Genomic DNA, 23864 nt, shown 5'->3' on the forward strand with positions numbered 1-23864 from the left:
CGCTTTAAGTGATTGAGTTTGGTGCTGAAATACCGATGGCTCGCGCTTAGCTGCTTGTTTCGTGCGATCTAAGGTAGCTGATTATTTCTTGTACAATCATGCAGTTCCCGCGCTGCGGCAGATTTTCTTATCGATTGATTGCGATTCGAAATGGCTGCTTGAAAATTATCGTTTGGACCCGCCGGTGACGCTATGGCGGGCCGCAAATTCGGGCGATGAGATCGCCGAGCTTTGGTTGCCGCGTCGGGTGCGGTCGGGTAAACCCTGCGCTTCGCGCTTGATCGCGATCCCGATTCCGCCCTCTGACGTATTTCCAGGATACCCATGCATCGCTACCGGTCTCACACCTGCGGCGCGCTCCGCGACAGCCATATCGACCAGACCGTTCGCCTGTCGGGGTGGTGCCATCGTATCCGCGACCATGGCGGCGTGCTCTTCATCGATTTGCGCGACCATTACGGCCTGACGCAATGCGTTGCCGACCCGGACTCGCCGGCATTCAAGGTCGCCGAGACGCTGCGTTCGGAATGGGTCGTGAAGATCGACGGCAAGGTGCGTCGTCGTCCCGGCGGCACCGAGAATGCCGAACTGCCCACCGGCGATGTCGAGATCTATATCGATGCCATCGAGGTGCTCGGCCCCGCGGCCGAATTGCCGCTGCCGGTGTTCGGCGATCAGGAATACCCGGAAGACATCCGGCTGAAATATCGCTTCCTCGACCTGCGTCGCGAGAAGCTGCACCAGAACATCATGACCCGCGGCGCCATCGTCGACTCGATGCGCAAGCGGATGAAGGAGCAGGGCTTCTTCGAATTCCAGACGCCGATCCTCACCGCGTCGTCGCCGGAAGGCGCGCGCGACTTCCTGGTGCCGTCGCGCATCCATCCCGGCAAGTTCTACGCGCTGCCGCAGGCTCCGCAGCAGTACAAGCAGTTGCTGATGATGTCGGGCTTCGATCGCTACTTCCAGATCGCGCCATGTTTCCGCGACGAGGATCCGCGTGCCGATCGTCTGCCGGGCGAATTCTACCAGCTCGATCTCGAAATGAGCTTTGTCGAGCAGGAAGACGTATTCGCCGCCGTGCAGCCGGTCATCACCGGCGTGTTCGAGGAATTCGCCAAGGGCAAGCCGGTCAACAAGGACTGGCCGAAGATCCCTTACGCTGAGAGCCTTCGTAAGTACGGCACCGACAAGCCGGACCTGCGCAACCCGATAGAAATGCAGAACACGGCAGAGCACTTCCGCGGCTCTGGCTTCAAGGTGTTCGCGCGCATGCTCGAAGACGACAAGAACCAGGTCTGGGCGATCCCCGGCCCCGGCGGCGGCAGCCGTGCATTCTGCGACCGCATGAATTCCTGGGCGCAGGGTGAAGGCCAGCCGGGCCTCGGTTACATCATGTGGCGTGAAGGCGGTGAGGGCGCTGGTCCCTTGGCCAACAACATCGGACCGGAGCGCACCGAAGCGATCCGTCAGCAGCTGGGCCTTAAGGCTGGCGATGCTGCCTTCTTCGTCGCGGGCGATCCCGAGAAATTCTACAAGTTCGCCGGTCTCGCACGCACCAAGGTCGGCGAAGAGCTGAACCTGATCGACAAGGAGCGCTTTGCGCTGGCCTGGATCGTCGATTTCCCGATGTACGAGTACAACGAGGACGACAAGAAGGTCGACTTCTCGCACAACCCGTTCTCGATGCCGCAGGGTGGCATGGATGCGCTGGTCGGGCAGGATCCGCTGACCATCAAGGCGTTCCAGTATGACATCACCTGCAACGGCTATGAGATCGCGTCGGGCGGCATCCGTAATCACAAGCCGGAAGCCATGGTGAAGGCATTCGAGATCGCCGGTTATGGCGAGGAGACGGTGGTCGAGCGATTTGGCGGCATGTATCGCGCCTTCCAGTATGGCGCACCGCCCCATGGCGGTATGGCAGCGGGCGTCGATCGTATCGTGATGCTGCTCTGCGGTACGAACAACCTGCGCGAGATCTCGCTCTTCCCGATGAACCAGCGTGCTGAAGATTTGTTGATGGGCGCACCGTCAGAGGCTTCGCCGAAGCAGTTGCGTGAAGCGCATATCCGTCTCAATCTGCAGGACAAGTAGCCCGGCAAACCAACAAGAAGAAACGCCCTTCTACCTAACTTTTGTTTTATGACGCGCGGGAGCACGCATGTCTTCTTCATCTTCTGACGATCTCTCGCGCGCGGCGCTTGCCTATCATCGCCTTCCCAGGCCGGGTAAGCTGGAAATCCAGGCGACCAAGCCGCTTGCCAACCAGCGCGACCTCGCACTGGCCTATTCGCCGGGCGTAGCCGCGCCGTGTCTCGCGATCGCAGCCGACCCCAATGAAGCGGCGTCGCTGACCTCGCGCGCCAATCTCGTTGCCGTCGTCTCCAACGGCACGGCTGTCCTCGGTCTCGGCAATATCGGTCCACTGGCCTCGAAGCCGGTGATGGAAGGCAAGGCGGTCCTCTTCAAGAAATTCGCAGGCATCGACGTGTTCGACATCGAAATCGCCGCCGACACCATCGAGCGCGTGGTCGAGGTTGTCTCGGCGCTGGAGCCGACCTTCGGTGGTATCAACCTTGAGGACATCAAGGGTCCGGAATGTTTCGAGATCGAGGCGCAGCTTAAAGAGCGCATGAAGATCCCGGTGTTTCACGACGACCAGCATGGCACCGCCATCATCGTCGGCGCCGCAATCAAGAACGCGCTGCTGCTCAACGGCAAGAACATCAAGAACGTCAAGATCGTCTGCTCCGGCGCTGGCGCCGCGGCGATCGCCTGTCTCAATCTTCTGGTGTCGCTCGGCGCGCAGAAGAAGAACATCTGGGTCTGCGATATCGACGGTGTCGTGCATGAGGGGCGCAACACGCTGATGGATCGCTGGAAGGCGGTCTATGCGCAGAAGACCGACGCGCGCGTGCTGGGCGATGTCATCGCCGGCGCCGATATTTTCTTGGGCGTCTCCGCTCCTGGCGTGCTGAAGCCCGAGATGGTCAAGGCGATGGCCGACAAGCCGCTGGTGATGGCGCTGGCCAATCCGACGCCGGAGATCATGCCGGACGAAGCGCGCAAGGCGCGCCCGGATGCGATGATCTGCACCGGCCGGTCGGACTTTCCGAACCAGGTCAACAACGTCCTTTGTTTCCCGTTCATCTTCCGCGGCGCACTCGATTGCGGTGCGACGGCGATCAATGAGGCGATGAAGATCGCTGCCGTCGATGCGATCGCGCAGCTTGCGCAGGATCCGCCGTCCGATGCGGTGACTGCCGGCTTCGAGACCGAAACCCAGGGCTTCGGTCCGGGCTCGCTGATCCCGTCGCCGTTCGATCCGCGCCTGATCCTGCGCATCGCGCCGGCCGTCGCCAAGGCGGCGATGGAATCCGGCGTGGCCTCGCGCCCGATCGCCAATTTCGAGGAATACGCCGCGGGTCTTGAGCGTTTCGCGTTCCGCTCCGGTCTGGTCATGAAGCCGGTCTTCGCGAAGGCAAAGACCCAGCCGGTGCGCGTGATTTATGCCGAAGGCGAAGACGAGCGCGTGCTGCGCGCCGTGCAGGTGGTGCTGGAAGAGAAGCTGGCGCGTCCGATCCTCGTTGGCCGTCCGTCGGTCGTCGAAGCCCGCATCAAGCGGTTCGGTCTGGCGATCCAGGCCGGCCAGGATTTCGACCTGATCAATCCCGAGGACGATCCGCGTTATCGCTCTTACGTGCAGTCCTATATCGACGTGGCCGGCCGTCGCGGCGTGACGCCGGATGCGGCGCGCACGGTCGTCCGCACCAATGCGACGGTGATCGCCGCGCTCGCCGTGATCCGCGGCGAGGCGGATGCAATGATCTGCGGCGTCGAAGGCCGCTACATGAGCCATCTGCGCCATGTGCGCGAGATCATCGGCTTCCTGCCGGGCGTCAGCGATTTTGCAGCGCTGTCGCTGATGATCACCAGCAAGGGTGCGCACTTCATCGCTGATACGCAGGTGCGTCCGAATCCGAGCGCGGAAGAACTCGCGGAAATCGCGGCGCTCGCTGCCAACCACGTGCAGCGCTTCGCCATGAAGCCGAAGATCGCTTTCGTGTCGCATTCTGACTTCGGCAGCTACGATACGGACTCTTCGCGCAAGATGCGCCGCGCCGCAGCATTGCTGCGTGAGAAGCATCCGGAAATCGAGTCCGATGGCGAAATGCAGGGCGACACCGCGCTGTCGGAAGCGGCCCGCAAGATCGTGCTGCCGCATTCGAAGCTCGAAGGCTCGGCGAATGTCCTCATCATGCCGACGCTCGATGCCGCCAATGTCGCCTATCAGATGATCAAGACGCTGGCCGATGCGCTTCCGGTCGGCCCGATCCTGATCGGCCCGGCGCGTCCGGCACATATCCTGACGCCGGGGGTGACGGCGCGTGGTATCCTCAACATGACGGCGGTGGCCGCCGTTGAAGCGCAGGAGCGTGCAGGGCGTCCGCAGGCGAGCCTGTTCGGCTAGCGCGTTCAGTCAGCCTCGCGCTGGCTGGATGCTTACCGGCCATTGCGTTTTTGGATAGTTCGCCAATCTGAAAAGCATCGCGACAAATGGATGACGCCAACGAGGTCATCCATTTGTTCGTTTGAAAAATGTGATGGAATGATCATATTCGTCACGTATTTCGACAAGTATTCATTGCAGTCCAGCGAGGCCGACCAATGCCAGCGTTTATTACTTTCGGGCGCATTCTCTTTGCCGTGATCTTCATTGCGTCCGGCGCATCCAAGTTTCTCGATCTCAGCGCAACTGCGGATGCGATCGCGAACAAGGTTATCCCGACGATCCCCGCAGTCGTGACGCCCTATGCGACGCAGCTCGAAGGGCTGGCGGGCATGGAATTGAAGCAGATTCTCGCAATCGCCGTTGCAACACTGGAACTGGTCGGCGGTATCCTCGTCGCGCTGAACCTGGGCGCGCGCTTCTTCGCTCTGGTGCTGGTGCTGTTCGTAATGGCCGCAACGTTCTACTTCCACGACTTCTGGAACCTGACCGGTCCTGAGGCCAAGAACCAGATGATCCACGCGCTGAAGAACCTGTCGCTGATCGGCGGTCTCTTCATGATCGCCGGTATTGGCCGCAGCGCGCGGCTGCCGGGCGGCTACAACGAAGTGTAGTTGTCGTTCAGGACACCCGCCGCCAGGCCGTCACTGTGACTTCATGTGTGGTGTCGAGGATCTGGACTTCGCTCGCTCGCAAGCCGTGACCGGAGAGAATGTCCTGCGGCGATCGTTGGGGGACGCCGGGGAAGCATCCTTCGCCGCCGGGCAGGCGGACATGCGGGGCCTGCGACAGCCAGAATACGTCGATGCGGTCCAAGAACATCTCGAATACGCTGGGGCCGCCGATGATGGCGACGGTGCCGGCATGAACGCCCGCATGATGGGCACAAGCGTCTTCGAAAGATGCGCCGGCCGGATTCCACAGCGTGGCTTTGTTGTTTTCGGGATCGGGGCCTATGGCAGCGATGCTGCGGCTGACGATGATGCGCTTGCGCTTCGGTGAGTTCGGCTGATCCTCGAACGAATGCCTGCCGTGCACGATCAGGTCGGCGCGGTCGAGACCAGCGGTGAAAAAGGCGAGGTCGCCGGGAAACTTGAGGGTATCGGGCATCACGCCACTGGCGTCGGCGAGCATGCCGTCCGCCGAGACGATGACGTAGCCGTTGAAACGAAATGCGGGCATCAGGGGCGTCGACGAGTCCTCATTATTCAGAGATCGTCTGGACGACGCTGTTCACCGGGCGCGAGCTCACGGTCGGCAGCTTGGCGTCCTTGACGATGGCTTCGTCATAGGAGGCGATGGTCTGCACGGGCGCCTTGGCACGCATATGCACGACCTTGTAGCCACCAGCCTTGAGTTTGCGCAGCAGGGTCGGCAGCGCTTCGGCGGTGTGCTTCTGGAAGTCGTGCATCAGGATGATACCCTTGCCGAGTTTATCGAGCTTGGTCATCACATTGGTGATGACCTGTTCGGACTTGCGCGTCTTGAAGTCGAACGAGTCGATGTCACAAGAGAAGATCGCCATGTTGCGCGTGCCGAGATAGGTGACGATTTCCGGCGGGTGCTGCAGCGCCGGAGCGCGGAAGAACGGTGCGGGGGCTGAGCCCAGCGCCCACTTCACCGCGCTGAAGCCCTTCTCGATTTCATCAATGCGCTGCTGCTGGGTGAGTTTCTTGTTGGTCAGCGCGATATGAGCCCAGGTGTGTCCGCCGATGGTATGGCCGGCCGCAGCGACCTGCTTGAGCACTTCCGGATAATAGGTGGCGTGCTTGCCGATAGGGAAGAACACTGCCTTGACGCATTCGTCGGCCAACGTCTTCAACACGGTCGGCGTCGTCGTCTGCCACGGGCCGTCGTCGAAGGTCAGCACCACTTCCTTGTCGCGCAGGAAGTCGAGCTGCTTGAAATGTTCGAAGCCGAAGCCCGGACCGCCCGTCGTGTCGATCTCGACCACACGGCTGACGCCGAGCGCATCAGGATTGGCGCAGGTCGATTTGGCGGGAGCAGGTGGAGCCGCGGGCGCCGGCGGCGGCGCGGGCGTTGCCGCGGGGGCGGGCGCTGGGGCACCGGCTTTGGGCGCCTGCGCCTGTGCGCCTGCTGCCCACAATGAAACCGCGCTCGCAAAAATCAGACCTGCCGCACTGCGCATCACGTCCCCCTTGAACTGCGACCAGCGTCGTCAGCGAGGTGGCCGGGCTGATCCAGATGGTCGTGACCGCAATTCTAGCGCGATTTCAGGTGGTACCGCTATGGCAACGGCCCTTATCCCCAGTCAGCGCCTGGATCGATATTGAACCGCTCAAGGCGCGGTCAGGGCTCGTCCGACGGCGGTCTTGATGCGTGTGTCGGTTGGTTCGAATTCGGAGGCAAAGGAGTCGGTGAGGTAGCCGTCGCGTCCGACCAGATATTTGTGAAAATTCCAGCGCGGCAGGTCGCGCGGCCGGTCCTCTGCCGCCCATTTATAGAACGGGTGTGCGTTCGGTCCCTTCACGACGGTCTTGGCGGCCATCGGGAAGCCGATGCCGAAATGCCCCTCGGCAATGTCGCCGATCTCCTTGGCCCCGCCCGGCTCCTGTCCGCCGAAATCGTTGGAGGGCACGCCGATGATCATCAAGCCGCGCTCGCGGAACTCGGTCCATAGCGTCTGAAGCCCGGCATATTGCGGAGTGAAGCCACATTGCGAGGCAGTGTTGACCACCATGATCGGCCGGCCGGCGTAATCCGCCAGCTTGATCTCGCCACCCTTGAGACCGGGAAACGAGAAACCATAGGCGGTCATGCGGCTCACGGCGCCTTGCGCCGATGCGTAACGCGATAGCGCCGTAGCACTTGCCGCGCCCAATACCGTTGTCAGTATCTGCCTGCGATCGATCATCGCCATCCGTCGTAGCCCAGCGTGTTTCACGAGCAGAGTAGCGTCATCTCCGAGATGACGCACTCAACAAGCTGTTACAGCGCCGAAGTGAACGAGGCTAGCGCAGCGGCACCACGAATTCGGTGCCCTGGCCGGTTTCGCCGCCGGCGGCAATGCCCTGATCGGACACCACGATGGAGCCGCCGCTCGCCAGCGCTTCGGTGATCTGGGCCATGGCATCCGCCGGGATGCTCAGGCGGTCGAGCGCCTCTGCGGCGCTGTTTGGCAGCGGGCGGGTTTTTACCTCAACCGCGCCGGTGGACTTGCGGCGACGCGAGATGTTGTCGTCCTCGTCGGCGCGACGCGGGACGGCAGGCAGTGACACCGCGGTCCAATGAAACGCCTTGGCGTCATCCTTGTCGGTGCGGGCGGTGAACACGTGGGTGCCGAGCGGACGGTCGCTGGGCTTGATCGCAATCGGTGTCTCGAACAGCGGCGCGAAATTCTGCCGCACATAGAGCTTGCCGTCCTTGCCGCTGACCAGCACGGCAATCTGGCCGGATCGCTTTGGCGTCGCATCAGCGGCAGGCGCCGCAGGCATCTCGGCCTTGGCTGAATCGGCGGGGCGCGTTTCGTCCTTTTTGGCTTCGAGCGCAGGGGCGATGACCGGCGCGGCGTCAGCCTTTGCAACTTCCGCTTTCGAGGCGTCCGTCTTGGCAGGCTCAACCTTGGCTGGCGCTTCCGCGACGGTCTCAGCCGATTTGATCTCGGGTGTCGGCAGGTCGACGACTTTGGCAATGGCGGCGTCGAGATCGCGGCGCGTCATGATCTCGGGCTCGGCGGCTTTAACGGCGCTTTCGACCTTTGCAGGTGTGGCGTCCGACATCACAGTCGCTGGCGCCGGTTTTGCCATCGCATTGCTGGCATCGGCGGTCTGGGTCTTGTCCTGAGTCTTGCCGCGGTCGGCGGCGGATGGCCTCAGACCGAGGTCTTGGGGCTTCGCATCTGCCGATGCCTTATCAGCCTTTGGCGATGTCTGGACGTCTTGAGGCGCCGCTGCCGCGACGGGACCCGGCACGATTTTCTGAGCGGCGAGTAGCGGATGCGAGATTTCCGCAGGAGAGATTTCACCTGGCGCGATGATCACGCGGGCGCCCATGCGGGTCCAGCCCCAGATCTTGGTCGCAAAGGCCATCGGCATGCGGATGCAGCCGTGGGACGCCGGATAGCCTGGCAGCGCGCCGGCATGCAGAGCAATGCCCGACCAGGTGATACGCTGCATGTAGGGCATCGGCGCGCCGCTATAGATGTTGGAGCGGTGCCATTTGTTCTTCTGGATGATGCTGAACACGCCCATGGGCGTCGAATGGCCGCGCATGCCGGTAGAGACCGGCGTTTCCGCGAACAGGCCGTTGGCGTCGAATACCCGCAGGGACTGTCGCTCGATCGAGATGGCGATGACCAGCGGGCCGACCGGCTTGGCGTGTTCCTTGACCTGTTTCTCAAGTTTGGCGCCAAGGCGCTTCAGCTTTTTCTGGCGCTGCTGGGGTTGCGGCGCCGGCGGTTCGATCTCCCGCATGATCATCGGGTTTTCGTCGGTCCAGAACACCGCCGCATCGGCAGGCGCCGCCACAGTCACGCCGGCCATGGCGACCAGCGCGATCCGCAGGAGGCTGCCGGAAAAAATCGTGCTGCTCAGAAAACGGCTTTTGTCCCCTGGTTCACGCGACAATTGAAATGCACCCACGTCCAATATCCTCGAATCCATCTGAAAACATTAGTCTCGCAGGCGCGAGATGGGTTCACCAGCATGAGTGATCTGGCTACCGCTGAGTCGGGATCAGCCTAGCAAAAAAGCCTCACATTGAATTAACAGCGGCCCATCGCGGCTTCCGAATCCTGTTGGAATGCCTACATGTTTCAGATCGCTCACGGAGAGTTGCATGACTTTTGATGGATCTGGTGCGCTGACCAAGGCGCTGCGCCGCGGCGTCATGGTGCTTTCGGCACTCGCGGTATTCGCGTCCATCCCGGCGCAGGCTGCGGATGAACCGGATCTGATCTTCCGGCGCTCCACCGTGTTCAAATGGCTCAGCCCGAACGACAAGCTGGCGACCTACGGTGTCGATGACCCCGAGGTCGAGGGTGTGGCCTGTCACTTCACAGTGCCTGAAAAGGGCGGCTTCAAGGGTTGGCTCGGTCTGGCCGAGGAGGTCTCGGACATCTCGCTGGCCTGCCGGCAGATCGGCCCCATCACGTTCAAGGCCAAGAGCGATCAGGGCGAGGACATGTTCCGTCAGCGCCGGAGCCTTTTCTTCAAGAAAATGCAGATCGTCCGCGGCTGCGACGCCAAGCGAAACGTGTTGGTCTATATGGTCTATTCGGACCGGATCATCGAGGGCTCGCCAAAGAACTCGACGTCATCAGTTCCGATCATGCCCTGGGGGCAGGCAGATGCCGCCATTCAGAAGTGCGGAGACTTCATCAAATAAGCGAGCTATCAGCCGCTAGAACTTAGCCACGCTTCGCTATTCAGCGGAGTGGGTGACGACGCGTTTTGTGCGCAAGCGGTCCCATGACTGTTGCGGCTGCGGGTCACGATAGCCCACGAGCTGGACCAGCTGCTGCGGATAGCACTCGTTGCCGTGCGAGCCGTAGCCCTGCTGCGACATTGCGCCCTGGCATCGGGCGTGCGGGCGGACCGTGGGGATCAGGGGCCGTCCGGATGCGCCGATCGGGGTGTCCTTGCCAACTTCGTTGTTGCCGGTTCCCACGACTGCATTCCTTCTCTTCCAGGTGAACAGAAACGCGCAGTCGCCTGAAAAGGTTGCATACGCTCTTCTGAAGTCGCTTTAGCCGCCTTTCGGTTCAGTTTTGTTAAAGGCATGCGACAGTCAGACGAACTTTCGGGACATCCTTTCCAAGGCGTTCTTTTCAAGCCGTTCGCATAGTAACCGCCCGGATTGTGTCGTCGGATGGGCGCGACGAAACAATTGAGCAGGCCGACGAAACCATTTTTTGCTTGGGCCGCAGACGTGCCGAAACCGCCATTGGCTATTCCTTTGCCAACGACACGGCGGACAGCGTTGTTCAACTGGAGACGTCATATGCGGACCATCAGTTTCATCCTCGCGCTCGCCTTCATTCTGGCAGGGCCTTCGGTGGCCGGTTCCGTTGACGGCGGTTTGCCGGGTATCGGTACCTTCGCCTTTGCCGGTTCGCCCGTGATCAGTGCCGCTGCGCCGATGGTTGTGGCCTACGCACGCTGATTTCGATCGCGGGTGGACACCTGAGAAACAACAAGAAAAGTTTTGAAATGACCCGACCACGTGTTCTGACCGCCATTATCGTAGCTGCCACCCTTGCAGGTTCCATCACAGGAAGTGCAGCGCAGGCGCAGATCTGGTCATGGCGGAAGTTGCCGGACCAGCGCGGCGAATTCGTGCGCTTGTGCTCGCCGCATATGGTCGGGCGTTGGGCGCATCCGGAAGAAGTGTGCGGTTGCCTGCATGACCATGCTGTAGCAACCGTGGAAGACACCGATTTGCGCGAGGCACTGCTGCGGGGCATCAGCGAGCGCGGCGTGCCTACAATCGAGAAAGACTGGGTTCCGGCATCCAAGCAGTCGATGATCAGCGCGACCTTCACGCAGATCGCCAAGCCGACCCTGCAATGCATGTATGATCCGGCGCCGCTGGATTAGTGCCGGAAGCCATATCCAGAGCTTTCATATGCAAGTCTTTTAAATTCAGGTCTTTGATACAAAAGCATCTGATATCCGAGTGACCGCTTTGCGCTGCACCGTCGCGCCGAAATGATAGCGGATTAGTATCTTTCCCTCTCGTCATCCTGTCACAGCCGATGATAGCGTTTGGCTTCGCCACCGTTAGTTCGGCGAGATTCGCCACCGTTAGGTCGGCGGGAACCGAGGGGTTTTATTTTATGCGATTTGTTTCGATAGGCTTTGCTTGTGTATCAATGTTTCTGTCCGGCGCGGCGTTGGCCGCAGACACCAGCAACCAGGAAGCCAACAAGAAGGTTGTCGTCGAATTCTACGAAAAGGGCCTCAACCAGAAAGACTTCGAGGCGGCGTCCAAATATTTCGGTCCACGTTATGTTCAGCACAATCCCAACGCGGCTGATGGTATCGAAGGCTTCAAAGGCTTCATTGGTTTCCTGCGGGAGAAATTTCCGGACTCGCATAGTGAGATCAAGCAGGTCTTCGCCGACGGCGATTATGTGATCCTGCATGTCCATGCCGTGCGCGAGAAGGGCACCCGCGGCAATGCGATTGTCGACATCTTCAAGCTCGAGAACGGCAAGATCGTCGAGCATTGGGATGCGGTACAGCCGATCCCGGAAAAATCCGCCAACAGCAATGGCATGTTCTGATGGATACACCCCGACCTCATCGTGACGACCGATTGAAGGGCAAGGTGGCCATCATCACCGGTGCGGGTTCCCGCGGTGATGGCATCGGCAACGGACGTGCCGCAGCCGTGCTGCTGGCACGGCACGGCGCGCGTGTCGCTCTGGTCGATACCGACGTAGATGCTGCCGAGGAAACAGCGCGTTTGATCGCCGCGGAAGGCGGCGTCACGCAGATCTATGACGGCGATGTCAGCGATCGCGCGTCATGTGAGGCAATCGTCGAACGCACTGTCGAAGGCTTCGGCCGGCTGGACATCCTCGTCAACAATGTCGGCCTCACGGGGCCGCGCGGCGACGCCATCGAAGTCGATGAAGTCGCCTGGGACGGCGCCATGCGTATCAACGTTGCCTCAATGATGCTGATGGCGAAATATGCGATTCCGGAAATGATGAAATCCGGCGGCGGCTCGATCATCAATTTGACATCGATTGCCGGCCTGCGCGGTGGCCATCCGAGCCTGCTGTACCCGACATCGAAATCCGCAGTCATCGGCCTCACGAGGGCCATGGCGGCTCATCACGGCCGCGCCGGCATTCGCGTCAACTGCATCGCGCCGGGCACAGTCTATACGCCGATGGTGGCGTCGCGCGGCATGAGTGATGAGATGCGCAAGGCGCGCGCAGCGGGCACGCTGCTCGGCACCGAAGGGACCGGCTGGGATATCGGTTATGGCGTGTTGTTTCTTTCCAGCGACGAAGCGCGCTGGATCACGGGGATCACACTGGCGATCGATGGCGGCGCGAGTGTGGGCCAGACGGGTTCACCGGTGCCGCCAAGCGAACCGCTGCGACATTGATAGGCGTGTCTCGGGCTAGCGTGTCTTGGTGCCTGCGCGGGGGACGCATTTGCGAACGCGCGTCACACCGGACGTGCTGAGCGTCGTGCCGGAGACTTCCTTGATCTGCCCGGTGGGGCAAGAGCCGTCATCGACCTGAATGCGCTGCCCGAGGCGAAGCTCGACGATGTCCTGTTCGCGGGCAACTTGATCGATCGCCAGCGCCGGCGTCGCCAGCGCAACCGAAACCAGAAGTCCTGATAGCCAAATTGCCGAGCGCATTGTGCGACCTTTGTTACTTGTTCTGGATCTTGAGACCGTCGGGGCCGACATTGATCTGCAGCCCGCTGGGTTCTTTCTTGGTCTGGTAGAGATTGTAGCCAAGGACGCCGATGCCAACGATGAGCGCGCCGATGATGAGATAGAGCACGTTGCGATTGCCGGACATGAGGTCTCCGTTGGGCCAGATCTGCGTGTCGGGCAGTTTGTTTGCCCGGATTGTAGGGATGCGCGTCCGATTCTAGAAGCGCAGTGGTCGCCGGCCTTGAGTGCCAGCCAGCCTTAAGTTCTAGCCCCCATTGCGGGTTCCACACGTCTTTGCCGCAGACTTGCGGCGCGCGCGCAAACTTGCCGCCGAGGCCTTCGCCAGTCGTTCTGCCGATGCGACAAGCTGACGAATGGGATGGCCGGCGAAGCCGAGCACGAAGCCCGGGGCCGGGCGCGCGCGCAGATAGGTGTCGGCAAGCAGCCAGCCCTCGACTCCGGCCGCCGCCTTGGCCTCTGCGGCGATCTCGAGCGGCGTCGCGGGCGCGAATTTCGCGACCAGGTGCAAGCCCTGTGATGGCACCGGAACTGTGAGTTGACCGTCCGACGCATCCGTCAATCTTGCCGCGAGCACGTCGCGAGCCTCGCGATAGACATTGCGCATCTTGCGCAGGTTTGCCGCGAAGGCACCGGAATTCAGCATGTCGGCGACGGCGCCTTCCATCAGCGTGCCGGGAAAGCGGTCCATCGCTGCACGTGCCGCTGCGACCGGGCCGATCAGGCGCTCGGGCAGGGCGCAATAGCCGATGCGCAGACCGGGGAATAGCGTCTTCGCAAACGTGCCCATATAGATCACGCGCTGCAGGTGATCGATGCCGGCGAGCGAGAGCAGCGGCGCGCCATCATAGCGAAACTCACTGTCGTAATCGTCCTCGAAGACCCAGGCGCCGGCGTCTTTCGCCCAGTCGAGCAGTTCTAGACGCCGCGGCATCGCCATTTGCACACCAAGCGGAAACTGGTGCGAGGGCGTGACATAGGCCGCGCGCGCAGATGGCGCAGTGGCACGGCCCCTGGCGACGATGATGCCGAAGTCATCGACCGGCACCGACACCGGCCGCGCGCCGCAATGTTCGATCGATTTTCGAGCGGCAGGATAGCCGGGGTCTTCGCACCAGATCTGTTCACCCGGCTTGAGGATCGCACTCAGCACGATGCGCAGCCCATGCTGCGTGCCCGATGTCAGCATGATCTGATCGGGATCGCAGCGCAGCCCGCGCGCTGACAGAAGATGATTGGCGATGGCGGTGCGCAGCTCGAAGCTGCCGCGCGGATCGCCGTAATGCAGATGCTCGGCGCCGAAAGCGCGCAGACGGCGGCCGGCGAACGCGCGAAAACGGCGCAGCGCCTGTTCGTCGATATGGGTGCAACCAAGAGCAAGCGTGCCGCGCTGCGGTGCGTCGATGGCGATGGTCTTCGTCGGCTTGCTGCTGGTCCGCGTCGGTATACGCGCCGCGACGAAAGTGCCAGAGCCGACACGTGCGACGGCAAAACCATCGGCGATCAGTCGTTCATAGGCATTGGTAACGGCGTTGCGCTGAATGCCGGTCTGTTTGGCGAGAATACGGGACGGCGGCAAAGCTTCGCCGGGCTTGGCGACGCCGCCGGTGATGGCATGGCACAGCGCCTGATAGAGCCGGTCCTGCGAGGACGATCCTTCGGTGATATGCGCGCCCGTGAGATCGAGCGCCAGCTCGGGTTTCGGAATTGGCCTCGCCAAATTGGTCGGAATTTTTCGCATGGAATTGGCACTATCGCAGACCAAATGCAGCGGTACAACATATTCGAACGCTTCCAATTGATGGGGAATTGCCGTGACCGCAGCTGAACTGAAGACCGATGAACCGACGAACGCAGACATCGCGTCCTATCCGCTCACGGCGCGCAATCGCGTGAAGCGACGCCACGATCGGGGCTTCTACGACCACGAGACCGTGCATAAAATTCTCGACGCATCGATGATGTGCCATGTGTCCTACGTGATCGATGGTCAGCCCTATTGCACGCCAACCTTCTTCTGGCGCGAAGGCGCCAGGCTGTACTGGCACGGCAGCAGCGCCAGCCGCATGCTGAGGAACCAGACTGCGCAACAACGCGTCTGCCTCACGGTGGCCTTTCTCGACAGCCTCGTGCTGGCACGTTGCGGCTTCAATCATTCGGCCGACTACCGTGCGGTGATGGCATTTGGAAACGCCTATCTCGTCACCGATCCCGACGAGAAGGAGCAGGCCGGCATCGCGATGGTCGACCGTTTCTTTCCGGATCGTACGGCCAGTCTGCGCGAGACCACGGCACAGGAGATGAAGGCGACGTCCTTTATCGCCATGGAGATCGAGGAGGCATCAGCCAAGATCCGCGCCAAGGGCGTCGCCGATGACGACGAGGATTACGAGCTGCCGATCTACGCCGAGCGTATCCCGGTGAAGACCGTGCTCGGCGCGCCGGAGCCTTGTTCGCGGTTGCTACCGGGTGTTGAGCGTCCCGCGACGCTGCGGGCTTACAGCGAAGGCAGGTTGCTCGAAGATGCACTGACAGATGCCTATTTTCTGCAGTACCCGAAGGGGTGAGGGGCGAGCATCTCAGGATGACGGCATCGGTGCTCGTGCCGATTACGGCCACAGCGCCGTAACGATCGCGTCGAGTCCATCCGTCAACGCTGCTGGTCCTGGCTGCAGGATCAGCGGCGATTTGATTTCGACGATGCGATCATGGCGCACCGCCGGAATCTCGTTCCAGCCCGGTCGCTGCCGGATTTTATCGGGTACGACTTTCTTGCCGCACCACGAGGCGAGGATCACATCGGGGGCCGCGGCAATCACGTCGGCTGGTGTGACGATGCGATCCTTTGCCGCTTTCCGGAAGCGCATCTGCGGAAAGGTATCTTCGCCTCCGGCGATCTCGATCAGTTCGGACACCCAGCCGATCCCGGTAATCAGCGGGTCATCCCATTCCTCGAAATAGACGCGTGGCTTGTTCTGCCGCAAGTTTGCTGCATCATTGACGCAAGAAAGTCGCAGCTCAAACTGCGTTGCGAGCTGATTTGCGCGCTCACCTGCGCCGACCATGGCGCCGAGCGTTCGGATCATCGCCAGAATGCCGGCGATGTCGCGCTGGTTGAATACATGAACGGCGATGCCGGCGCGCGTCAGGTCTGCGGCGATTTCAGCCTGCAGATCGGAGAAGCACAGCACCAGGTCAGGATCGAGCGCCAGGATCTTAGGCAGGTCGGCGGAGATGAATGCGGAGACGCGCGGCTTCTCGCGTCGCACTTGCGGCGGTCGCACTGCATAGCCGGAAACGCCGACGATGCGGTCCTGTTCGCCGAGCAGATACAGCGTCTCCACGGTCTCTTCCGTAAGGCAGACGATCCGGCGTGGCGGGAAGTGGCGCATGATGCCGATATGCCTGTTAACAAAGGGCTTGTCACGGCATGCCGTTGTGTCGTGAAATTTCATCAAGCCCGCACCACGATGGGCGAGACAGACTGCAGGGAGACGATGACAGCATGACGCCACTCGACAGGATCCGCAGCCTCGCGATGCCGTTTTCGGTCTCGATGGGCGTGACCTTTACCGAGGCCGATCTGGAGCGCGTCGTCGCCACGATGCTGGTGCGCGAAGATCTGTGCACGCTCGGCCATACGATCCATGGCGGCGCGGTGATGGCGCTCGCCGATGCCGTTGGCGCGGCGGCGACGGTCATCAATCTGCCGGAGGGCGCCAAGGGAACGACGACCATCGAGAGCAAGACCAATTTCACAGGTGGCGCAAAAGCGGGAAGCACCGTGCGCGCCGTCGCAACGCCGGTTCATCGGGGACGCAGAACGCAGGTTTGGCAGACCCGGATCGAGACCGAGGAGGGCAGACTGGTGGGCGTTGTGACGCAGACCCAACTGGTGCTGTAAGGCGGAATGCTCAGCCTTAAGTTTTTGTTAATATTGGATAATTGCATGGCTCACCTGCAGTGGGCGCTGGCGGGTGCGGCATCTGCACCCTTGTATTCTATGGTGCGTCGCACAATATGGGGTGTCTAGGGAATCGACGCTTTCCTCGAGGGCAACTTGAGGATTTTGACCATGTTAGACGCAGCCACCACCATCGCCATTTCAACCCGGGCTCCGGCCCGCGGATATGTGCGTGTCCTTGCAGCCCGCGAGCTGCCGCTATTCCGCGAACATCTTTTGAGACTGGACCGTGAAAGCCGTCGCGATCGTTTCAACGGTTCGCTCGACGACGAATGGGTTGCGCGTTACGCCGAGAAATCGGTCAATACCGGCACCGTCATCCTGGCTTACTTCGAGGATGGCATCGTGCGCGGCGCCGCCGAATTGCATCAGGCCGATTTGTCGTCGGACTCGCTGCCAGAGATTGCGTTCAGCGTTGAGTCGTTGGTGCGCCGCAACGGCGTCGGCAGCATCCTGTTCACCAAGCTGATCGCGAAGGCGCGGTCGATGGGCTACGCGAGATTGCGCATCACCACCGGCGCGCAGAATGACGCGATGCGTGCGCTGGCCAACAAGTTCGGCGCGCACCTCTCCTTCCGGCACGGCGAATCTACAGGCGTTATAGATCTCCGCGATCCCATGGGCGCAGGGCTCGTGGCCGAACCGAAGACCTCGGCGCTCGATGTGGTGCGCGCGGTGGCCGACTATAACCGGGCCTATTGGGGTCTGTGGCTCAAGCTGGCCGGTTGGGGCAAGTCTTGAACAGCAAATCGTCCTGAGCGACCAACCGCCGCAATAACGAAAAAGGCCTCGCGATGAACGAGGCCTTTTTCTTGTCTATAGGGAAGGGCGCCTTACGCGCCGAAATCAGATGCGCTTGTCGTTGCCGAATTTGCGGGTGACGCGACGCTCCACGACCACCGAACGCTGGGCGCCTTGCTCACCTGCGATGACGCGGGTCACGCGCAGCGTGCCGGTCGAGCGATTGGCCTTCTTCACTTCGGCCTGCACGGCGTCGAATGGCATGCCCATCAGCGAAGCGGCGATCTCAGCCTGCTGATCGAGATCCTCGGTGATACCCATCGCGGCGAAGATGGCTTCTTCCAGGGTCGGGGGATCGCGTCGTACACGCCGCGTTCCGTATTTCGTGTTCCAGTCTTCGCTCATCGCTCGCCTCAGTGTTGATTTGCGATACCTAAGGGAGCGGTTGTTGCATTGCAATATGGAATTACCGCGGCAAAGCAGCCATGCAAACTTGTTCCCGGAAAACGAGAACGAATTCGGTCATTAGCTTTATGACAAAGCAGACGGAGGGGCGGTATCCCGCTGAGGCTGCGGCCAGCGTTTGAGCGCCGCGTGTCCGGCATCGGTGAGCGCGTAGGTGCCGCGCGCCGGACTTTCGAACCAGCCATAGACATTGCGATGCAGGATCTTCTGCGCATCCGGATAATCCGGCGTGAGCTCACGCACCTTGCGCGGACCGACGACGAGCATCGCAGCGCAAGCGAGCGCCTGCTGACGATAGGCAGTCATGATCGGCGCGCGCGTGCTGCCGCCAAGGGCAGGATCGCCCTGGCGCTTCTTGTGTTCGGTGATGAGGCGTGAGCGCTTCTTCGGATTGCGTCGTGGCGCGACAGTGGCGGGTGCGACCAGAACCTCGACGCCGCCGGCATCGGTGATTCCCAGCATGCCGAAACCAAGCCTGCGGCAGAGGTTGCGGTAGCGCGCATCGCTTTCACGGCCCTTGCCCTTGATCGAAAGCTTGGCCGCAACCCAGACTTCATCGCAGGCGCCCGCGCGATCAACAGCCTGCAGGATCAATTCGAGATTGAAGCTGAGCTTGAGCTCGCCGATCACGACGATGGGCGGATCGTCGCCATTCAATGCCACGAGATCGCAGCCGCCAATTTCGCCTTTGACAGTAAAGCCAAGGCCTTCGAGGAAGCGTTTCACTGGCAGGTAGAGCGAGGTTTCCAAAGCGCAGTCCAAGGCATGAGACGATGCGTCGCTGCAACTGCGACTCACCGGCGGAGTTTATCCGGGTTGGCCCGCGGCGACACCCGAGGCGCCTTATCCTTGTGCGATCGGAGACCCGCGGTGACGACCCTTCTTGAAATGTCGGACAGCTTTCGTCTGTTGCCGCATCTGATCGCCATGTCGATCGCCTATGTTCTGGCGCTGCCGATTGGCTGGAATCGTGAGCGTGCCGAGCGCAGCGCGGGACTGCGGACGTTCCCGCTGGTCGCGCTCGCCACTTGCGGCATCGTTCAGGCCACCGAGGGGTTTCTGAACGGTCACCCCGAAGGCACAGCGCGCATCATCGAAGGCCTGATGACCGGCATGGGATTTATCGGCGGCGGCGCCATTTTGAAGGACAACGGCTCGGTGCGCGGGACCGCCACGGCAGCCAGTCTGTGGGCGACCGGCGCCACCGGCGCAGCCGTTGGCCTCGGGGCCTATGACGTGGCGGTCGTCATCTCGCTGTTCACCTTCCTGACGCTGTGGCTCCTGGTGCCGTTCAAGCAGGAGGGGCCAAAGACCGAAGAGGATACCACCAAGCCTCGCAGCGAAATATGAGCGACAAAATACCGGTGCTGGCGCAATTCTGTGAGGGTTAACCTCAATTCGCCCGATTTCGCCGGCACATGGCAGCAATGATTGGCGTTTTGCTGCGAAGCAGCGTAAAGCTCCGTCGATCCCGATACGCACCGGACTCCTGGACCCGACGTGACCGCCAACTGAAGGGCGGCAGATTCGTTTCCGTTTGGTCCAAGCTATTGATCCCAAGGATCCTGATGAGTCCGACCGCGACGCGGTCCGCTGTAACCAAGGTATATATCCGTGACATTTCTCTCGACTGGTCCGTCGCTCGCCCGCGCGTTGGCTGAGCGCAACTACAATGAATCCACCCCCGTCCAGGCCGCCGTCCTCGCTGACGATGCTGTTGGCCGCGATCTTCTGGTGTCCGCACAGACCGGCTCCGGCAAGACCGTCGCCTATGGTCTGGCGATCGCCGACAATCTGCTGGAAGGCGCAGAGAAGCTGCCGAAGGCGGGATCGCCGCTGGCGCTGATCGTGGCGCCGACGCGTGAGCTTGCGCTGCAGGTGCACGGCGAACTGACCTGGCTCTATCAATATGCCGGCGCGCGCGTCGTCTCCTGCGTCGGCGGTATGGACCCGCGCAAGGAACAGCGCGAGTTGGCTGCCGGCGCGCACATCGTTGTCGGTACGCCCGGACGTCTGTGCGATCATTTGCGTCGTAACCGTCTCGACATTTCCGAACTCAAGGCTGTGGTGCTCGATGAAGCGGACGAGATGCTCGACATGGGCTTTCGCGAGGACATGGAGTTCATCCTCAAGACCACGCCGGCGACCCGCCGCACGCTGCTGTTCTCGGCAACGCTGCCGCGCGGCATCGCCAATCTGGCCAAGCAGTATCAGCAGCAGGCGTTCCGCGTCGAAGTCGCTGGCACCGAAGGCGGCCACTCCGATATCGAATATCGCGCGATCCGGATTTCGCCGAACGATGTCGAACACGCCGTCGTCAACGTGCTCCGCTATTTTGAATCGCCAAGCAGCATCGTGTTCTGCAACACGCGCAACGCGGTGAATCATCTGCAGACCGTGCTGCTTGAGCGCGGCTTCTCGGTCGTCGCACTCTCCGGCGAACTATCCCAGAACGAGCGGACCCATGCGCTGCAGGCACTGCGCGATGGTCGCGCACGTGTTTGCGTCGCCACCGACGTTGCTGCGCGCGGTATCGACCTTCCCAATCTCGGTCTCGTCATTCACTCCGATTTGCCAAACGATCCCGAGGTGATGCAGCATCGCTCGGGCCGTACCGGTCGTGCCGGCCGCAAGGGCGTCAGCGTTCTTCTGGTGCCGCCGTCGCGCCGTCGCCGCGCCGAGATGCTTCTGAATCTTGCCGGCACCGATGCAGTCTGGGGCTCCGCGCCGACCGTCGAGGAAATTCGTGTGCTCGATCAGCAGCGCATGCTGCAGGACACACTGTTCACTGAAGAATCCACCGAGGACGATCTGACGCTGGCGCGCGCGATGCTTGCCGAGCGCTCCGCAGAAGAAATCGCATCAGCACTGGCGCGGCTGTATCGTTCGCGTCTGCCGTCGCCGGAAGATGTGCAGGATCCCGGCACGTATCGTGGCCGTGAGGATCGCGCGGGAAGCCGGAACCGTGGCGAAGACGGTGCGCCGGTCCGCAAGACGCCGAAGAAGAGCGAACCGATGGGCGAGGGCGCCAAGTGGTTCCGTGTCGCCATTGGCCGGCAGAAGAATGCCGAAGCGCGTTGGCTGCTGCCGATGATCTGCCGTCGTGGCGGCATCGAGAAGGCCGACATCGGCGCAATCAAGATCTATGACGGTAATTCGGAATTCGAGATTTCGGCAGCCGCGGCCGAGAAGTTCGCGACCATGATCAAGCGCCCGGACAAGGAAGACAATATCCACATCGAGCCGCTGGCCAACGGTCCGGAAGGCGCGGTCGCATCGAGCCGCACGGCGCCGGAAGATCGTGACTATTCCAACAAGCGCCCGCGCAAGCCCAGCTTCAAATCCGATGGCGATCGTCCGGACTTCAAAGACAAAGGTGCCTATAAGGAGAAATCCTGGAAGGACAAGCCGAAGAGCGACAAACCTTATCAGGGTGACAAGCCCCGGTATGAGGGTAAACCGCGTTTTGACGACAAGCCGAAATATGAGGGCAAGCCCAAGTTTGACGGCAAGCCGAAGTACGATCCGGTGCGCGCCGACAAGCCGGCTTACAGCAAGCCACGCAGTGAAGACACGCGCTACGAAGGCAAGCCGAAATTCGAAAAGAAGTTTGACAAGCCGCGCGCGGAAAAGGCGCCTTATGTCGCCAAGGCGAAGCGTGACGGTGCTTCGCCCGCTGCCAAGCCGGCTTTCGGGAAGAAGAAAAAGAACTGGGCGTAACGTCCGTCTAGTTTTCAGACCATCGGCACATTCGGTCGCAATTAGAACTCGTCATGCCCGGCCTTCGTGCCGGGCATCCACGTCTTTGCCCCACAGAAAGGCGTGGATGACCGGGACAAGCCCGGCCATGGCGACGTCTACACCCGTCCGCTCACCGGCAATAATGCGCCAGTGACGGCGCTGGCGGCATCGCTGGCGAGGAACAGGATCACGCTGGCGAGTTCGTCCGGCGTGACCCATTTCGAAAAATCCGCATCGGACATGTCGCGTCGGTTCGCCGGCGTATCGATGGTCGAGGGCAGCACGGCATTGACCGTGATTTTTCCCTTCAGCTCGGCGGCGAGCGACTCCGTCAGCCGGTGCACGCCAGCCTTGGAGGCCGCATAAGGGCCCGTGCCGGAGCCAGCCTGTAGTGCGCCCATCGCACCGATATTGATGATCCGTCCGGCTTTCGACGACGTCAGATATGGGATCGCCGCGCGGGATGCGTTGAGGGCGGTGAGCAGGTTGAGCCGGTGCATCATCTCCCAGCTCTTGTTGTTGCCGTCAGCAATATTCTCGAAAGTGAACGCACCGGCGATGTTGATCAGCACATCGATCTTGCCGAATTGTTTGATCACTGCAGCGATAGCGGTGTCGGCTTGTGCGGCATCGGAGAGGTCGACGCCGCCGATCTGCAAACGATCCGGCGTAGACGCTGGCGTCTTGGCGGAATGGTCTATCGCGGCCACCGTTGCACCGCTCGCAACGGCGCGTTCGAGCACGACCTGACCCAGCGCACCCGACGCTCCGGTGATGACGACGATCTTTCCGTTCATGGGGAACTCCTGTTACGCGCGATGATCCTGCCCGGAATTGGCCCTGGGTAATAGCCACAGATAGATCGCGCCGGCGGCGAGCGCCATGCCGGCCATCAGGCCGGTCATCACCAGCGCCGGATGCCCGAACGGTTCGAACACCGCGATCATGGCGCTGGCGAAGGCGCCCATGACCATCTGCATACAGCGCATCACGCCGGCTGCCGCGCCTGCCACATGCGGCAGGTTCTGCAAGGCTTCGTGATTGGTGCTCGGTGCGAGCAGGCCGAAGGAAAAGATCGTGAGCGCCATCAGCGGCATCAGCGACAGCGTCGTGACGGCGCCTGCAGGCACCAGAGCGACCGCTGCAACGGCGCTTGCGATCATCGTCAGCAGACCGGCCATGATGATCTTGCGTGAGGCCACATGGCGGCGGCTCAGGCTCCCGCTGATCAGCGAGGCAACCAGCACGCCGCAGGAGGTCAGCCCGAACAGCAGCGCAAACATCGTGGTGGAGAGGCCGAGGCTGCCGATCAACACGGACGGTGCGCCGGAGATGAAGGCGAACATGCAGGCAAAGGCGAACGCGTAGAGCAGGGAGAAGCCGGCGAAGATGCGATCGGACAGCACCATGCGATAGCTCTCGATCAATTGCGCGGGATTGAGCGAGCGGCGTTTCTCGACCGGCTGCGATTCCTCGAGACTGATGGCGCCGACGATCAGCAGGATGAGGCCGACGGCGGCCTGCACCGCATAGATTGTTCGCCAGTCGCTGACGGTCATCACCCAGCCGCCCAGTACCGGCGCGATCATCGGCGCGATGCCGAGCACGGCGGCGATCTGCGACAGTTTATGGCGCGCGGTGCCGTGTTCGAACAGGTCGCGCACGATGGCGAAGGGCAGGATGGCGCAGGCGCCTGCAGCCAGGCCCTGTAGCAACCGAAAGGCAAGCAGCACGGTGAAGGATGGCGCGAGCGCGCAGGCGCCGGCCGCGATCGAGAACAGCAGCAGCCCGTCCAGCAAGGTTGCGCGACGGCCAAAGCGATCCGCGAGCGGACCGCAGATCAGAGGTGAGATCGCAAAGCCCGCCAGAAACAGGCTGAGCGTCAGCGGCCCGCGTCCTGCGGCATCGGCGAAGCTTGCCTCGATCGCGGGAAGGCCCGGCAATCCCATGTCGATCGACAGCGGTGGCAGTGCGGTCAATGTGCCCAGAAAGGCGGTGAAGGCGAAACTGTCGCGCCTGAGTGCCAAAATCGATTCCTTGAATATGCGAGAAGGCGCT

26 protein-coding genes are annotated in these 23864 nt (G+C 61.7%); 13 read left to right on the forward strand and 13 right to left on the reverse strand.

What is annotated here, in order from left to right:
- Positions 1–324: 324 nt before the first annotated feature.
- The 3 genes from aspS to AB8A33_RS11350 all read left to right on the forward strand — a co-directional run bounded on the left by aspS (position 325) and on the right by AB8A33_RS11350 (position 5127).
- A complete protein-coding gene (aspS, locus tag AB8A33_RS11340; RefSeq protein WP_439092820.1) occupies positions 325–2097 on the forward strand; it encodes an aspartate--tRNA ligase in 1773 nt (590 codons plus the stop codon).
- Between the two features lie 67 nt (positions 2098–2164).
- A complete protein-coding gene (locus tag AB8A33_RS11345; RefSeq protein ID WP_439092821.1) occupies positions 2165–4474 on the forward strand; it encodes an NADP-dependent malic enzyme in 2310 nt (769 codons plus the stop codon).
- A 197-nt stretch (positions 4475–4671) separates the two neighbouring features.
- Positions 4672–5127: a DoxX family protein gene (locus tag AB8A33_RS11350; RefSeq protein WP_089263975.1), complete on the forward strand. Its 456-nt coding sequence runs from the start codon at positions 4672–4674 to the stop codon at positions 5125–5127.
- Positions 5128–5134: 7 nt separating this feature from the next.
- Here the strand turns inward: AB8A33_RS11350 and AB8A33_RS11355 are convergent, their stop codons facing one another.
- From AB8A33_RS11355 to AB8A33_RS11370, 4 genes are all read right to left on the reverse strand, one after another.
- Positions 5135–5695, reverse strand: coding sequence for a dihydrofolate reductase family protein (locus AB8A33_RS11355; protein WP_439092822.1), 561 nt, complete (start codon positions 5693–5695; stop codon positions 5135–5137).
- A 22-nt stretch (positions 5696–5717) separates the two neighbouring features.
- On the reverse strand, positions 5718–6662 hold the full coding sequence (locus tag AB8A33_RS11360; RefSeq protein ID WP_439092823.1) for a polysaccharide deacetylase family protein: 945 nt from the start codon (positions 6660–6662) through the stop codon (positions 5718–5720).
- Positions 6663–6812: 150 nt separating this feature from the next.
- On the reverse strand, positions 6813–7388 hold the full coding sequence (locus tag AB8A33_RS11365) for a glutathione peroxidase (RefSeq protein ID WP_439092824.1): 576 nt from the start codon (positions 7386–7388) through the stop codon (positions 6813–6815).
- 97 nt (positions 7389–7485) lie between these two features.
- The gene (locus AB8A33_RS11370; protein WP_439095911.1) at positions 7486–9015 is read right to left on the reverse strand and encodes a L,D-transpeptidase family protein; all 1530 of its coding nucleotides are present in this window, start codon (positions 9013–9015) and stop codon (positions 7486–7488) included.
- A gap of 346 nt (positions 9016–9361) precedes the next feature.
- Between AB8A33_RS11370 and AB8A33_RS11375 the strand changes: the two genes are divergently transcribed.
- Positions 9362–9859 (forward strand): CreA family protein, encoded by a 498-nt coding sequence (locus AB8A33_RS11375; RefSeq protein ID WP_439095912.1) that lies wholly within the window; start codon positions 9362–9364, stop codon positions 9857–9859.
- Between the two features lie 36 nt (positions 9860–9895).
- On the opposite strand, the gene AB8A33_RS11380 is transcribed toward AB8A33_RS11375, so the two are convergent.
- A complete protein-coding gene (locus tag AB8A33_RS11380; RefSeq protein WP_439092825.1) occupies positions 9896–10141 on the reverse strand; it encodes a hypothetical protein in 246 nt (81 codons plus the stop codon).
- Between the two features lie 333 nt (positions 10142–10474).
- On the opposite strand from AB8A33_RS11380, the gene AB8A33_RS11385 reads away from it, so the two are divergent.
- The 4 genes from AB8A33_RS11385 to AB8A33_RS11400 all read left to right on the forward strand — a co-directional run bounded on the left by AB8A33_RS11385 (position 10475) and on the right by AB8A33_RS11400 (position 12595).
- Complete coding sequence (locus AB8A33_RS11385) at positions 10475–10636, forward strand: hypothetical protein (RefSeq protein WP_439092826.1); 162 nt, start codon at positions 10475–10477, stop codon at positions 10634–10636.
- A gap of 47 nt (positions 10637–10683) precedes the next feature.
- Positions 10684–11070: a hypothetical protein gene (locus AB8A33_RS11390; RefSeq protein ID WP_439092828.1), complete on the forward strand. Its 387-nt coding sequence runs from the start codon at positions 10684–10686 to the stop codon at positions 11068–11070.
- Positions 11071–11345: 275 nt separating this feature from the next.
- Positions 11346–11759, forward strand: coding sequence for a nuclear transport factor 2 family protein (locus tag AB8A33_RS11395; RefSeq protein WP_439092829.1), 414 nt, complete (start codon positions 11346–11348; stop codon positions 11757–11759).
- On the forward strand, positions 11759–12595 hold the full coding sequence (locus AB8A33_RS11400) for an SDR family NAD(P)-dependent oxidoreductase (protein WP_439092830.1): 837 nt from the start codon (positions 11759–11761) through the stop codon (positions 12593–12595). The genes AB8A33_RS11395 and AB8A33_RS11400 overlap by 1 nt, the downstream gene beginning before the upstream one ends.
- 15 nt (positions 12596–12610) lie before the next feature.
- Here AB8A33_RS11400 and AB8A33_RS11405 read toward each other — a convergent pair whose 3' ends face one another.
- From AB8A33_RS11405 to AB8A33_RS11415, 3 genes are all read right to left on the reverse strand, one after another.
- Positions 12611–12856, reverse strand: a complete 246-nt coding sequence (locus AB8A33_RS11405) for a DUF6719 family protein (protein WP_439092831.1) — start codon at positions 12854–12856, stop codon at positions 12611–12613.
- 13 nt (positions 12857–12869) lie between these two features.
- Positions 12870–13022, reverse strand: a complete 153-nt coding sequence (locus AB8A33_RS11410) for a hypothetical protein (RefSeq protein ID WP_165826841.1) — start codon at positions 13020–13022, stop codon at positions 12870–12872.
- A gap of 120 nt (positions 13023–13142) precedes the next feature.
- A complete protein-coding gene (locus tag AB8A33_RS11415) occupies positions 13143–14636 on the reverse strand; it encodes a PLP-dependent aminotransferase family protein (protein ID WP_439092832.1) in 1494 nt (497 codons plus the stop codon).
- A 118-nt stretch (positions 14637–14754) separates the two neighbouring features.
- Between AB8A33_RS11415 and AB8A33_RS11420 the strand changes: the two genes are divergently transcribed.
- Positions 14755–15462 (forward strand): pyridoxamine 5'-phosphate oxidase family protein, encoded by a 708-nt coding sequence (locus AB8A33_RS11420; protein WP_439095913.1) that lies wholly within the window; start codon positions 14755–14757, stop codon positions 15460–15462.
- Positions 15463–15504: 42 nt separating this feature from the next.
- On the opposite strand, the gene AB8A33_RS11425 is transcribed toward AB8A33_RS11420, so the two are convergent.
- Positions 15505–16287: a cobalamin-binding protein gene (locus AB8A33_RS11425; RefSeq protein WP_439095914.1), complete on the reverse strand. Its 783-nt coding sequence runs from the start codon at positions 16285–16287 to the stop codon at positions 15505–15507.
- 113 nt (positions 16288–16400) lie between these two features.
- Between AB8A33_RS11425 and AB8A33_RS11430 the strand changes: the two genes are divergently transcribed.
- Together AB8A33_RS11430 and AB8A33_RS11435 are read left to right on the forward strand one after the other, a co-directional pair.
- The gene (locus AB8A33_RS11430) at positions 16401–16799 is read left to right on the forward strand and encodes a PaaI family thioesterase (protein WP_439092833.1); all 399 of its coding nucleotides are present in this window, start codon (positions 16401–16403) and stop codon (positions 16797–16799) included.
- A 171-nt stretch (positions 16800–16970) separates the two neighbouring features.
- Complete coding sequence (locus AB8A33_RS11435; RefSeq protein WP_439092834.1) at positions 16971–17600, forward strand: GNAT family N-acetyltransferase; 630 nt, start codon at positions 16971–16973, stop codon at positions 17598–17600.
- 105 nt (positions 17601–17705) lie between these two features.
- Here AB8A33_RS11435 and AB8A33_RS11440 read toward each other — a convergent pair whose 3' ends face one another.
- Both AB8A33_RS11440 and AB8A33_RS11445 read right to left on the reverse strand, forming a co-directional pair.
- A complete protein-coding gene (locus AB8A33_RS11440) occupies positions 17706–18005 on the reverse strand; it encodes a hypothetical protein (protein WP_089263988.1) in 300 nt (99 codons plus the stop codon).
- Positions 18006–18131: 126 nt separating this feature from the next.
- Positions 18132–18815: a DUF2161 domain-containing phosphodiesterase gene (locus tag AB8A33_RS11445; RefSeq protein ID WP_439092835.1), complete on the reverse strand. Its 684-nt coding sequence runs from the start codon at positions 18813–18815 to the stop codon at positions 18132–18134.
- A gap of 120 nt (positions 18816–18935) precedes the next feature.
- Between AB8A33_RS11445 and AB8A33_RS11450 the strand changes: the two genes are divergently transcribed.
- The gene (locus AB8A33_RS11450) at positions 18936–19415 is read left to right on the forward strand and encodes an MgtC/SapB family protein (RefSeq protein WP_439092836.1); all 480 of its coding nucleotides are present in this window, start codon (positions 18936–18938) and stop codon (positions 19413–19415) included.
- Between the two features lie 264 nt (positions 19416–19679).
- Complete coding sequence (locus AB8A33_RS11455) at positions 19680–21785, forward strand: DEAD/DEAH box helicase (protein WP_439092837.1); 2106 nt, start codon at positions 19680–19682, stop codon at positions 21783–21785.
- 137 nt (positions 21786–21922) lie between these two features.
- Here the strand turns inward: AB8A33_RS11455 and fabG are convergent, their stop codons facing one another.
- Together fabG and AB8A33_RS11465 are read right to left on the reverse strand one after the other, a co-directional pair.
- Positions 21923–22603: a 3-oxoacyl-ACP reductase FabG gene (gene fabG, locus AB8A33_RS11460; protein ID WP_439092838.1), complete on the reverse strand. Its 681-nt coding sequence runs from the start codon at positions 22601–22603 to the stop codon at positions 21923–21925.
- Positions 22604–22615: 12 nt separating this feature from the next.
- Complete coding sequence (locus AB8A33_RS11465; protein WP_439092839.1) at positions 22616–23833, reverse strand: multidrug effflux MFS transporter; 1218 nt, start codon at positions 23831–23833, stop codon at positions 22616–22618.
- Positions 23834–23864 lie beyond the last annotated feature (31 nt).

The organism is Tardiphaga sp. 813_E8_N1_3 (assembly GCF_051811025.1).
GTDB lineage: Bacteria > Pseudomonadota > Alphaproteobacteria > Rhizobiales > Xanthobacteraceae > Tardiphaga.